The organism is Paenibacillus sp. sgz302114, assembly GCF_056120345.1.
Map to the genome: position 1 here is coordinate 353,683 of NZ_JBVYOI010000003.1, position 12,752 is coordinate 366,434.

The 12,752-nt window shown below is 39.2% G+C and carries 10 protein-coding genes; 2 read left to right on the forward strand and 8 right to left on the reverse strand.

The features are described from left to right. Window positions 1–48: 48 nt before the first annotated feature. Together AC0LWF_RS10870 and AC0LWF_RS10875 are read left to right on the forward strand one after the other, a co-directional pair. A complete protein-coding gene (locus AC0LWF_RS10870) occupies window positions 49–612 on the forward strand; it encodes a manganese efflux pump MntP (RefSeq protein ID WP_474651554.1) in 564 nt (187 codons plus the stop codon). 284 nt (window positions 613–896) lie between these two features. Beyond that, on the forward strand, window positions 897–1,451 hold the full coding sequence (locus AC0LWF_RS10875) for a recombinase family protein (protein ID WP_474651555.1): 555 nt from the start codon (window positions 897–899) through the stop codon (window positions 1,449–1,451). 385 nt (window positions 1,452–1,836) lie between these two features. On the opposite strand, the gene AC0LWF_RS10880 is transcribed toward AC0LWF_RS10875, so the two are convergent. The 8 genes from AC0LWF_RS10880 to AC0LWF_RS10915 form a co-directional block, all read right to left on the reverse strand. Further along, entirely contained in the window at window positions 1,837–2,406 is a 570-nt protein-coding gene (locus tag AC0LWF_RS10880; protein WP_474651556.1) for a stalk domain-containing protein, read from the reverse strand. Between the two features lie 469 nt (window positions 2,407–2,875). Next, a complete protein-coding gene (locus tag AC0LWF_RS10885; protein WP_474651557.1) occupies window positions 2,876–3,217 on the reverse strand; it encodes a hypothetical protein in 342 nt (113 codons plus the stop codon). A 265-nt stretch (window positions 3,218–3,482) separates the two neighbouring features. Then, window positions 3,483–4,076, reverse strand: a complete 594-nt coding sequence (locus AC0LWF_RS10890; RefSeq protein WP_474651558.1) for a HEPN domain-containing protein — start codon at window positions 4,074–4,076, stop codon at window positions 3,483–3,485. Window positions 4,077–4,199: 123 nt separating this feature from the next. Further along, window positions 4,200–4,442, reverse strand: coding sequence for a hypothetical protein (locus AC0LWF_RS10895; RefSeq protein WP_474651559.1), 243 nt, complete (start codon window positions 4,440–4,442; stop codon window positions 4,200–4,202). 1,866 nt (window positions 4,443–6,308) lie between these two features. Next, window positions 6,309–9,008, reverse strand: coding sequence for a CRISPR-associated helicase Cas3' (cas3, locus tag AC0LWF_RS10900; RefSeq protein ID WP_474651560.1), 2,700 nt, complete (start codon window positions 9,006–9,008; stop codon window positions 6,309–6,311). Window positions 9,009–9,071: 63 nt separating this feature from the next. Further along, on the reverse strand, window positions 9,072–9,869 hold the full coding sequence (gene cas5b / locus AC0LWF_RS10905; protein ID WP_474651561.1) for a type I-B CRISPR-associated protein Cas5b: 798 nt from the start codon (window positions 9,867–9,869) through the stop codon (window positions 9,072–9,074). Window positions 9,870–9,922: 53 nt separating this feature from the next. After that, a complete protein-coding gene (locus AC0LWF_RS10910) occupies window positions 9,923–10,873 on the reverse strand; it encodes a type I CRISPR-associated protein Cas7 (protein ID WP_474651562.1) in 951 nt (316 codons plus the stop codon). Then, the gene (locus AC0LWF_RS10915; protein WP_474651563.1) at window positions 10,857–12,734 is read right to left on the reverse strand and encodes a hypothetical protein; all 1,878 of its coding nucleotides are present in this window, start codon (window positions 12,732–12,734) and stop codon (window positions 10,857–10,859) included. The genes AC0LWF_RS10910 and AC0LWF_RS10915 overlap by 17 nt, the downstream gene beginning before the upstream one ends. Between the last annotated feature and the right edge of the window lie 18 nt (window positions 12,735–12,752).

The following is a 12,752-nucleotide window of genomic DNA, read 5'->3' on the forward strand; positions in this document are numbered from 1 at the left end:
AATTTTTTTTCAAATGTAATGTTATTAATCGACATGTGGAGGGCGATCATGTTAGTCGCTTTGAAAATGACTGCTTTAATTTTATCGCTCGGAATAGATACACTTATGATTTCGATATCTTTGGGCTTTATTAATACTAGAGCCAAGAAAAAAATCGCGCTTACATTTGCCTTGGCTGAAACATTAATGCCTCTTATTGGATTATTCATCGGGAACAGTGTGGGTCAACTTATAGGTAATTGGGCATCTCTTATTGGAGGAATTGCCCTTTTAGGGGTCGCCGTTTGGCTAATATTCTTTGAAGACGAGGATGAAGCAGAAGAGAAGTTAGAGCGAAATTTGGTTGGATGGACTTTAATCGTAACAGCACTTAGTATCAGTTTGGATGAACTAGCAGTTGGTTTCTCAATTGGTTTTGTTGGAATACCTATTCCATTAACGATTAGTTTCATTGCACTTCAAGCATTCATTTTTACTTACATTGGACTTACATTTGGTTCGAAATTAAAAAGATACCTCGGTGAATGGTCAGAAAAACTTGCTGGTATCATTCTTGGATTACTTGGATTATGGATACTAATCGAAGCAATCATCCAAATTATACACAACTAAACTGCTGAAGATGGGCTCATTCAGCTAACGGGTACGATAGTTCAATTAATCCGTCCTTTTTGTGGGCGGTTTTCTTTTTGTCTAAAATCAACATCGTCCTGATCAATGATGATCAAAGATCCCTAAAACGGTGGTTTCCGGGAAACATCTCAGTTCTGTCTATGGATCATTGAAACAGCGCTTTTCAATTCCCGATATTCGTCCCTAAATCATTTTCCCTATAGTTGACTAGACAAACGCTTTAGGGAATAATAGAGTGTAGACATATCGGGAGGGGAATCACTATGGCTAAAATCGGGTATGCTCGTGTATCGACAAAGGATCAAAACCTTGACCTCCAACTCGACGCGTTGAAAGCGTTCGGCTGTGATCGCATTTTTCGTGAGAAGGCCAGTGGTAGGAAGGACGACCGGGAGGAGCTCGCTGCCTGTCTCGACTATCTCCGTCCTGGTGATGTTCTCGTCGTCTATAAACTGGATCGGCTTGGACGCTCCACAGCAAAGCTCGTTAATCTCGTCGATGAGCTGCACAAACGGGAGATCATGTTTGCAAGCGTTGGCGATAGTATAGACACGTCAACAGCTGCAGGAAAAGCGATGCTCACGATCCTCAGCGCATTCGCCCAGCTTGAAGCCGATCTCATCAGGGAGCGTACAAGAGACGGTCTAGAGAGTGCAAGAGCTCGCGGCCGTGTCGGAGGACGACCATCACAGGACAGAGATAAGCTCGCTCAAGCGCTAAAACTCCACGCCTCCAAGCAGTACACGATCCAAGAGATCCGGGACATGACCGGAGTTAGCAAGTCCGTTCTATATCGCGCGCTTCAAGCTCATTCCTAGTGGCTGGGCTTTTTTCGTTCAGCTCAAAAAATTGCCACCAACTCAGATCACACTACCTGTGCCCACACCAAGCAACCTAGACGAATAAATAGTAATTATTAGAATCCATGACACAGGACAAAAAAAAAGCCCCCACGAATGGGAGCATCGAAGCATATATCCAATAAACCTTGACGAATAACGTCTATTGATTCTTAGACTATCGTGCCCGTTAGCTGAACAGGCTGCCAACAGTCAGCAGATTGTTCATTGTTGCGGAATCGCACCCGTAGTTTTAGAGAATATCACTTACTTTGTAATAAAAAGCATCGGTTTGATGGAATTCTTAAAACGAAAAAGATAATGACTCAACAGGACTAGAATCCTATGAGCCTCTTTTCTGTTTTTATTTTGGGAAAGAAACCATTTTTCCGATTAGTTGAACCTCTGTTATTCGATATTCTAAAAAGTCCCTTAAATCCTTTGGATCTACATGGACTGACGATCCATCTAGATATTGTATACGAGCCATGTCGGCACCGCAGTAGGCTATTTCTTTATATATCATGTGGTATTGTTTAGGTGTTGGCGTATTCGTACTCAGATAGACAGAGATGGTTTGTAGCCCGTAACCTGGGGTGAGTACTCCGACTGAAGCCACGTTGTAATTCTTGAGACGTTCATAGATGCTCATGTAATCGATGCCGACTTGCGGTTTCGGTTTATGCACGTCTACCGTTTTGTTTGCGTTGTCCCATGTGTAGGAAATTCCAGCTTTTGCCAACAGGCTAACAGGAATCATAGTCCGATTGTTAAAGCTAATGACAGGTACGTCTGATACTTTCACAGGCGCACCGTCTATCGTGAGGCGTATTACGTCATTGCCCTTGTATGTTCCCCATAGGCTTGCTGCACTCACTACTCCAGATAAAGCGACTAGCCCTGCAATCGTCAGACCAATGACCCTCTTTTTCATTTTTCCATCTCCTTTATTTACGTTTCCAATAAGTCTATATATGCATTTTTCAACCTCTGCTCGTGATATCCCATTCAACAATCCTGCCCATTAGCTTAATCATTGGTAACTTTGCGTTTTTCACGAGACGCCCAAGATGATCTAAACACTGTTCACTATATGAGAAGAGTGTTATTTTTTCAGTACCCATATACACATAAATGGCTGTTAGGTTCCATTGTCTTTTACTTGGGTATAGATTTCCTATTCATTTTTATCATGAATATTGAATTGAAAAATAAGGTTCTTCTACAAAACTGCCCATTAGCTTAATGATCGATTGCTATGGGTATGACTTTGCGCGATTGGAAAGAACACCAGTCGGTGGCTATTCGTGTCGCTCTCTTTTTGCCGATAGATGTAATCCATCCATCCGAGAATGGATTCAAGCCATCTAGTGTGTGCGACCGCTGCAGCGTGAATATAATGTTTATATGAAGTCCCCACATCCTCGACAGAGTTGAATTATTATTACTGAAATGGTAAGTGCCAATGCAATTCCTAGCATCCAATTTCTAAACTTAAAAGTTTTTTTATTTTCTTTATATTTGAATTGAATTATTGCTGTATTAATATCTAAAAAAGCATTCTCATAATCAAAAATCTTAAGTTTATTTATTTTATCTTCTATCTCACGAGAGTTGTCGAACACTATGTTTTGAAGTTCATAGATTTTTTTATTGCACAAAGCAATAGCTGCTTGTAACTGCTGATCACGAATATCAAATAAGTCTTTTCTATACACTTCGGTAACAGAAAATAAAAAATCCAATCGATCACTATCTCTTGTATTAATGTATTTCTTACATTCAAATACAACTTCATTAAAATATAGCTCAGTTTCTTTTGCGTAATTGAATATTTGATTTATTATTTGTAGCTTTCGATAGTATTCTGAAACGGCAACACCGGATAATATCCCCAAAGTAATACTAATAATTATTGTAATAATAAGGTCATATGTTGAAATGATTAGTTCCTCCTGAATTAGATATTTGCGATGCGATTCGGTTAGGTTGTTGCAAGTGTTGAATTAGTCAATGATTACTCTCAGGCTCCAATTTCCTAACGACTTCAATAGCTTGAATGAGTATTCTGTCTATATCCTCAATAATATTATCTAATTCAGATAATAAGGATCGCTCTTTATACCTAAATGATGAAAAATCAATTTCGTTTTCTTTCATTACTGGATATCTTAGATTGACATGTAAATTTGATTTATTTAAGCTTTGATTTATTTCATTAAACTCATTAAATAATTTATTTTTCGGATTTGTTCCTGTATACTTAGAGATCAATTCTATAAACTCATAATTAAAGTGATGGTCTCTTCTTAGTATTTCTATTATCTTTTCAATATCATGGATTCTATCGATATTCTCTCCCGTCAATATCAAGAAACCTTTAAGTAACAATTCAAATCCATGTTGCATTAAAAAAATTGAAGGGACAAATGTATTAAAATCACTCCACTTTGTAGCCTCGAAATATGTATCCCATTCGATAGGATGATTGTCAATCAACACCCACTTGTTATTACTAACTTTGATCTGTTCCATAATTACTTTGCTAGTCTTGAGATATTGTTCAGATAATGTGAACCAAATATTATGATTGTTATTTCTCATATTTCCTCCAATTCAATTTCACATAACGTCTTTTTTACTAACTCCCTAAAATTATTCATATTATGGCATTCGCGAAGAGGTTGTACTATCCGTTAGCTCAATCGAGGTACTACCTACCCTCGCTTATTCATATGTAACGGCCTCAATCTCACTTACAGGGATATAGATAATTCCGTCATGCAGTCGCAGCGTTACTGTCCATTGTGTGATATCCTCTACCTTCCCCTGCATATGCTCCCCGTCGTCCGTCTTTACGGTTATCACCTGCCGTGACAGCTTGGCTTCTATTAATTGTAATCTAAACTTCTCCACCACCTCTAACGCCCTATTCGCCGTGATAATCACTTTCCAATAAACGATGCTCAAATGCCTCCTCCCATACACTTTTGTTAGGAAGTTTTGGGATACTCCGTTCTTAGACAGCTTAACCCACTTAAATCCGTATTCATTTCCTTCCCGCTCTCGATAACGGTTTCTGGCTATGCTAAAGACCCGTCCAGTAACCGTTATTTATACGCGCGCTTCATCCAGCAATAATAGACCCCCATTAATAATTCTAGCATCAGGACTTGTATCCAAGAGCACAGCCCATTGCCGCTGGTAATCGTGATCACATTGCCAGCGCTTCAAAATCCAATGTTGTGTGACCCTCGAGAAAGATTCCATTTTCAATACAGCTACTGTTACGGTTAAATGCGAGCACCAAAGACGGCACATAAAATGATGTGTAGTTTCAATACAGCTACTGGTACGGTTAAATAGGCATTCAGCCAATGACGCGGATTCATCAGCGGTAGTTTCAATACAGCTACTGTTACGGTTAAATATTGGAACAGCTTGAATTGGTAGAGGTAGGATACAAGTTTCAATACAGCTTCAGTTACGGTTAAATGCGATTCCCGGACGCAGACTACCTTGCAATCTGGTTGTTTCAATACAGCTACTGTTTCGGTTAGATTGAGTACATCGGGATCACTCGTAAAAACTTATCGTAGATTCAATACAGCTACTGTTTCGGTTAAATGGCTTTCTCATTCATAAATTTAACACCGGCAAAGTCGTTTCAATACAGCTACTGTTACGGTTAAATTGTCGGGGGGTCATCTTGAACGTATTGAGCGCATTGTCGTTTCAACACAGCTACTGTTAAGGTTAAATATTCCAACTTCACTAGACAGTTTGCCTTCTGTCGCGTTTCAATACAGCTACTGTTACGGTTAAATTGCAAGGGCTGGCGCATGAACGGTACCGTCCATGAGTTTCAATACAGCTACTGTTACGGTTAAATAATAGATGGTCGTATCGTTCGGCGTGGGCTCTTTGAGTTTCAATACAGCTACTGTTACGGTTAAATGTAAACGCAGGCCCTAGCACAAAAAGACATGAACTAGTTTCAATACAGCTACTGTTACAGTTAAATGCTTGGACTATTCCTTGCCGCCATTTTCACACCCGAGTTTCAATACAGCTACTGTTACGGTTAAATGCTGCCGATATCCTTGACTGCCAGATCGAAGACCTCTAATTTCAATACAGCTACTGTTTCGGTTAAATCACCATTGCGAGAAGAAGGTCGATGGCATGAAGTTGTTTCAATACAGCTACTGTTACGGTTAAATGAAACTGTTCAATCAAATTGTGCGGCAGCATCACCAGTTTCAATACAGCTACTGTTACGGTTAAATGTGCAACAAGTGCGCAGGAACTCTGACGATCAACTAGTTTCAATACAGCTTCTGTTTCGGTTAAATGCTAGGGCTATTCCTCGCCGCCATCTTTGTACCAGAGTTTCAATACAGCTACTGTTACGGTTAAATTACGCCAGAGTTTAAAGCCACGGCTGCTAAACGGATGTTCGATACAGCTACTGTGAATCTGACATCCTAGCGTCACACTCCCTTGTTTCAATACATCTACTGTTACGGTTAAATGATGCAAGCGGAGGACGAACCTGGCTTCGTTAACCTGTTTCAATACAGCTACTGTTACGGTTAAATAGCCCAAAAAATTCGAACGTACAATAATCCAATGTAGTTTCAATACATCTACTGTTACGGTTAAATGTGCGTACAACGCCTGCGGTGGGCACGGGGGCACTGATTTCAATACAGCTAATGTTACGGTTAAATGCTCTCGACGGAGGGACGTATCAGCTCGCGCCTTAGTTTCAATACAGCTACTGTTATGGTTAAAATGCTAGTAAATTCATGGTTTTGATTAAAAAGCTAGATATCAAAGTAATAACGCATCCTCCTTGCCCATGTATGAGAAACGATTAAATTTCTTAGTACCCGATGCTCTATCCAAATCCATAAAACGTTCACCATCGGATACATAGAATAGATCTCCTATCCTCTCTGTATAATACGATGGAAGTTTCGGCTTCCCTTTGTCAAAGCTTCTGTAGCTATACGTAAAATAAGCCATCTTCTCCTGTATGAGTGACAGTTCAATCTTCCGATTAGCAAATTCCAACTTTTTATCCTCCAAAAGATGTTTGAAGCGGTTCCAAACCTGACTTCCATCTAATGCTACGGTTTCTCCATTACCAGTATCGTATTGCACCGTATGATTAATGAATAAAGTGTAAGGCTTGTCTTCAATAAGCTGCATATGTTTCTCCACTTCTAGAAATTGCAGCGTCTGTACCATAGCGGTGAAATAAGACCAATGCTTCGAATCTGGCTTATTACGTTCTTCATTCAACCTCCCCATACATAACTGATAAAAATCCCCGAAGTCCTTGTTCTGCAGCATCTGTTGATAAAACTGGTAACGAAGATCGTACTCTGTGCGCTTATCTTTTCGATAGATCCTGGAAGCATCAAACATATTGAAGAAATATGCATGGCAGTCCACTCGTAAACAAGAACGATTGATCCGTCCAAGAAATTGTTCTTCGCTGTCGAGTATGGATATGTCTTTAAAACCAACATCCATATCAATATCCACTCCAGCCTCAATAACTTGAGTAGCCACAACTATCACATTCAATAAACGAAACTTCTTATTATCATCTTTACCAAGCTCGTATAAAACTTTCTTTCGTGAAAGATTACTATCATCCCCGGTTAGTTCAAATAGTTTTATTCCTGTATTTTCTCTTTCCAATCGTTCATAGAAGCTCCGCGCAGTGGCTTTTGTAATAAATTCGATAAAAAGCCGTGTTGTTACACCTCTTGCCCCTCGCTCCCTCAACACACCAATTACTTCTTTCAACAACAATTCCTCATTCAGTTTCTTATGCTGAAGCAGTTCAAAGTGCGGTTCGACCCGATTACGAAACAATGGATGTTGAAAATAATCCTCACGATTGACCACTAGCGAGCACGTCCTCACAGATGCATCTTCCAATAACACATCTAACTTAGGTAAAGTCGCTGACATAATGATAATTTTCATGTTAAGAATCTCGGCAAACGAACGAAGAAAATGGATGATTTCTTTCCAAATCTCGTTGCGATAGCTTTGAATTTCATCCAAAATAATTACACTGTTGCACAAATGGGTGAAAGCAAGGTTAGATTCCCGACCGACCCCAAACAAATAATTAAAAAAATTGACATGGGAAGTCAAAGTAACTGGGTATTGCATCATTTGCCGGTGTAAGAGCTCCGTTTTATAATCAGGTGAGATATCTGGTTCTTGTTCTCCTTCACCATTCATCTGAGCTTTCCCAGAAGCCAGTTCTTGCTCGGACACAATCGGTGTAACCGAATTGATGACCTGCATGCGATAGTGATTCTGCAAATCTGGTGGAAACACTTCATCTATTGTTAGTTTCGTTTGCTCGATCAACGCATTAAAAGGAAAAACATAAATTAGCTTATTGAACCCCTTACCACAATCGAGTAACTTCAAGGCTAAGTTGAGTGACATGAAGGTTTTTCCTGAGCCAGTGGGTGCTTCTAGATAGTATAAGGACTGATCAAGATTCTTCATCATTTGAGCTTCTGTCTCTAAAAACAAAGCAGCACGCAGCTCATTAATAGGGTCCATCTCAACCGTTTTATCCAAAAGATGATAAGCTTGTACCCCTCGATAAATCTCCTTATTATGAAACACTTCCAACACAGGCTGCAATGAACGCTTCTCGTTAAAATATTGAAATTCTGGTCTCACTCCCGTTTCAAAGGTATTTGTAGCATAAAAATCGCAAGCTACCATAGTCGAGTACAATAACTTACTCAGAATATAGAAGGGAAATGGAGAATGCCTATCGTTGAAACGATTATTGCGTCGGTTGCATACCTGTTCGTAGATATATGAATTTGCCTCACTATCTACTTTTTTATTCAGCAGACTTTCTTTATGCCGATAGTAAAATAAATAATCCGGTTTCTTAACTAACTGCTTCTGGAGCACTTCCAACTGCCGTTCAAATTTAGTTAGATCCCCATCGATTTCATCAATAGGGGCCAAATACGTGTGATGCCGTGAAATCACATAAGCAAATGTATAGAGGAAGTGTCTCATCACATTACATATTAATTCGTTTCTTTTGCTATTTTGAGAAAACTCTATAGTCTCGAGCTCTGGAAGATATATATGCAGGTACAATAGCCCCGACAGCAGCGCATGATTGGAATCACCAGACATAACAAGATTACCTAAATTCTCGTTACGCATCCGTTTCCTCTGAAATACTGGATTCAACTTACCCAAATCATGTAGATAAATCGCCTGTCTAAACCAATTGTTAATTATAAACTTCGCCTTTTCACAAAGGGGCTCATCCATAATCGTCATTCGTTCAATTGCTCTTCGAACAGCATCTGACAAGCCATTCTCCTCGCAGAGCTTATCCACAAATTCAAGCACTAGGTTAGAATGATCAATCAATAGCTCCGGCTCTCCCCCAGGGGATTTATCACCTGTATGTGCTTGCAAAATAAACTCTGCACCATCTATTAAATGCGCACGTAATCCCAATCTAACCCTCCCTCAAATTAAAAAAACCCAGGATGCAGTACACTGTCATCCCAAATTATGAAATTATATAAAATAAACAACGCGTTCCTCATCAACATAAAGGTTATGACGATCTGCATCCGAAATTGATTCTTGATCAATGGCGTGGTTTGTCATGACGAGAGGATGAAGGATATAGCCATTATTAGTTTCATTCAACCCCATCGGCATGAATTCTTTAAAAAAGCTCTTGCCGAGCTTTCCTTTAATTTTACCATCTGCATCACAGCGAATAGAATCTACCCTGTGTAAGGAATCGATGTAGCGAGGAGCATCAGATTCAGTAAGTTCCACTAATGCAGGGTCAGAGATTGCCGCAGGATGATCGTTTTTGCCCAAATAAGGCATGTATGCACTTTGCGACGACAGCATTAGTTCAGCTAACTTATTGAAAACTTCTGATGGTAGGCCTTCATCATCCGCTACATAAATCGTCCAGTGCGGCCTTTCAAGCCATTGCTCTCGTATAATTAACACATTGCCGTCTTCTTGACTAGCATATCCGACCGTGTTATTGAAGATTTGAATCTTTTTGGTAAAATATCCCCGATCCCCATACGGAACAATACTCACTCTTGCATGCTGAAGGACCTCATAAAACTCAGGGAACACTTGCTGAATGTCTGCTCTTTTGCGATTTCTACTCAAGGGATAGTTTTTGTCATACTGCTGCATGTACCCACCAAGTCCTAAAATTGCACCCAATAACCCGAACAAAGCGACCTTATGGATATGACTATAAGTAAAATATGCATACACATTCACATCTGGCTTTTTGAAAAATGCCGTTTCACCTTTTAATTCAAATCGAAGTGCTCGCATGGTGTTCCTCCTTAAGGCTTACCTTTAGCTTCCTTTTATAGTAATCTATGATTTTATAACTCATTGCGAGTAATGATGTTATATCTTTTTAATCCATTAATCCCCAAACGAACTTCTGCCGCATAATGATTCACATACAGCTCAATTTTTTCAATTTGATCATGCAAACCTTCAACAATATCCTCAATTTTCGTTAAATCATAAATTGTTTCCCCGGCTTCTTTATAAACCTCAACATAAGGATCGAGATTAGGTAAATAGCTACGTGAGTTTTCTTTGAATGTTATAAACAAGCTAAATGCATTTTCACAGCCAGCTTTACTATTCGTATTTAAAGCAGTAGCACCGATTAAAGCAGCATCCTTAAACGAGGCATAGGCTTCATCGGTATATCCGTCGAATAATTCCAACCCTGGTAAACCTATAAAATCATCATAGTGATTCGGGTTCACTGTGAATGGATAAATATAGTGGGCTTCATCTACTGTTGTTTTCTTACCAATTGAGGTTGCCTCGTTCTCTTCACTTTTCTCATTCGAATTACGAAAAGGTGATAATATATCCTGGACCTCAATATTCGTATCTGCATATTTATTGAAACCTTGTCCCATTTGTACTATACCGGTAAGACCTAAATTTTGTCCCTCAACAGCAAAAGTGGCTCCAAAATTCATTACATCCACACAAGAAAACAATTTTTTCAAAACGGTTACCGAATCCTTGGATACCTCTTCTTCAAACAAATACTGATATCGCTCCTTCAACTCACGTGGCAGCATCTTCTCGCCATCTTTTCCTTTACCGAACTTATAGGAACGAATGTATAGTACCCGTTCTCCTCTTTCCACCCAAAGTCTTTTCATACTATATTTCAACGCCTTATCACTGCCAAAAATAACACCATCGCTTGTCGTCTTAGGCAATCCAGTAAAATCTGCATTCCAATTCGCCATTCTACTGACCACACCTATTAAACCAATCACTCTTTTATTCATTTTCGACATTAACTTCCACTCCTTTAGCCGATTTTTCATACAATAGATTGTCTGCAAAAAGTCCAGCCATCATCATCTCACGTGCATCGCCTTGATTACCCTGCTCGGGTATATAACCATTGACCATCGCCATCATTTTATTAAATTTGCGATTTGTCGTTTTGATTTTATATTTGTACCGACTAAACGCATCGTCTAATCTCTTTTTCAATTGTTGCCCTGTACGCGCGCGTAAGAATGGTTCATACAGTTCACCAGTCTTCTTCTTGGTTTCGGATTGACTAACTAAGTAGTATGCCAGCTGTCCTACCGTAAAGTAGAACTCTTCATCTGATGAAAAACCATCAAGTTCTTCACCTGCCAATTTAACTCGCAATGCTTTGACTGTACTTTGAATACGGTCTCCCAACTTACTACCTCCTTGATTATTAAGAAAATTTTCAATCGAAAGCCGTAAATTATAGGTGTCTGCTAAATCTGGCAATCGTACAGTTTCTACATGTATTAATTGCTCCTCTAATAAACGAAGCGTAACTTTGGAAAATATCCCACGTACTGAAATGATAGTTCCTTTATGAAACCAATCGTGAAATGCCTGTCTGCTCTGTAAAAAAAGCGCAACCATCACCGTAGTAAAATCCTTTCTTTTCACATCAGGAGGATCATTCAGAAGAAATTGATTGTTCATCCGCCCTCGGAAAAATCTACTACTAATTGTTTTTTGTAAATCTCCTGCATCTCTAAGCGGTTTATACTCTTTAACATCATCATCCTTATCTTTCAATTCCAAAAAATTATTCCATTCTAATTCAATAGATAATGTAGATGGAAAAGGAACATTCTCAAAGCCGTGAAGCTCGTTATTTCTACCATCCATGTAAATATGCAGCGAGCCTTCAGGAGGCAATTGGCCCATCGTTGGAGCAAAGCCTGTCTCATACCCTAGCTTATTGGTCGTGTACTTAGGTGTAATCAATGACGAAGCTAACCATTCTGTCGCTTCCTTGGCCAATAAAGCTTCCTTTATAGAAACACGGTTGGGAGCTTCAACTCTCATTGTTTTATGCTCCATAAATGGCTTTTTGCTATTCATCGTCATATCTAAGCCTGGAAGTCCTACAAGCTCATCGTTAATCAGTTGATTGTAATCATTGCTGTTATAAATTTTCGGAATGGTATAGAGGTCATACTCGAATTTATAAACTTGCTCGCAGGATGGAGATTCTGAGGTTGTGACGGAATCTAATGAGAAGAAAAGCTTCACATACTTTTTGTATGAAATTTTTCTGATAAACTCGGTAAGTTCTGAAAAATTATTGTTATACCACTCTGTAATTCGTTCAGTCCTTAATAGACGGTGCGGGCTTTCTAAATAATTTAATGCTGATTCATAATCCGAAGTCCGGAAAACACTTAAGCGATCAATGTTACTCTTCAATGCTGGAATTAACTCATTCCATCTTAACTTCACTTGTTCAGCAATAGTTGCTTCTAGATAACGCCTGATATTTTCCGCCATGTTGGACTTGAGATCCTTTTTATCCCCAACAAAAACATCTTGCTTTACGAATAATGCATATGGATTGTTGCTATGTATCTGTTTCTTACTGTCTACCGGTTTGTTCATATTGATTAATGAACTCCAATAGTCTCTAAGTTTAAACCATCTTAATAATTCTACTTGTGTAGTTTCATCCTCTTTGGCACGAATCACTAGATGGTTTTGCTCGAATAGTGCGGACTGCTCTTCCCAGCTTTTGTCCAGATACAGCCTGATGTAAAGACCTTCCTTCAGTCTGTAGTTTTCATGAACAATATTGGGCCACTGCTGCTTTGCTTTTTCAAATCCGACCGTTAAATCTTTAATCATAATCTCTCACCTCAATGG

Coding starts and splice junctions, on each gene's coding strand:
- AC0LWF_RS10870 (WP_474651554.1), top strand. CDS start 49: ATGTTAGTCGCTTTGAAAATGACTGCTTTAATTTTATCGCTCGGAATA.
- AC0LWF_RS10875 (WP_474651555.1), top strand. CDS start 897: ATGGCTAAAATCGGGTATGCTCGTGTATCGACAAAGGATCAAAACCTT.
- AC0LWF_RS10880 (WP_474651556.1), bottom strand. CDS start 2,406: ATGAAAAAGAGGGTCATTGGTCTGACGATTGCAGGGCTAGTCGCTTTA.
- AC0LWF_RS10890 (WP_474651558.1), bottom strand. CDS start 4,076: ATGAGAAATAACAATCATAATATTTGGTTCACATTATCTGAACAATAT.
- cas5b (WP_474651561.1), bottom strand. CDS start 9,869: ATGCGAGCACTTCGATTTGAATTAAAAGGTGAAACGGCATTTTTCAAA.
- AC0LWF_RS10910 (WP_474651562.1), bottom strand. CDS start 10,873: ATGTCGAAAATGAATAAAAGAGTGATTGGTTTAATAGGTGTGGTCAGT.
- AC0LWF_RS10915 (WP_474651563.1), bottom strand. CDS start 12,734: ATGATTAAAGATTTAACGGTCGGATTTGAAAAAGCAAAGCAGCAGTGG.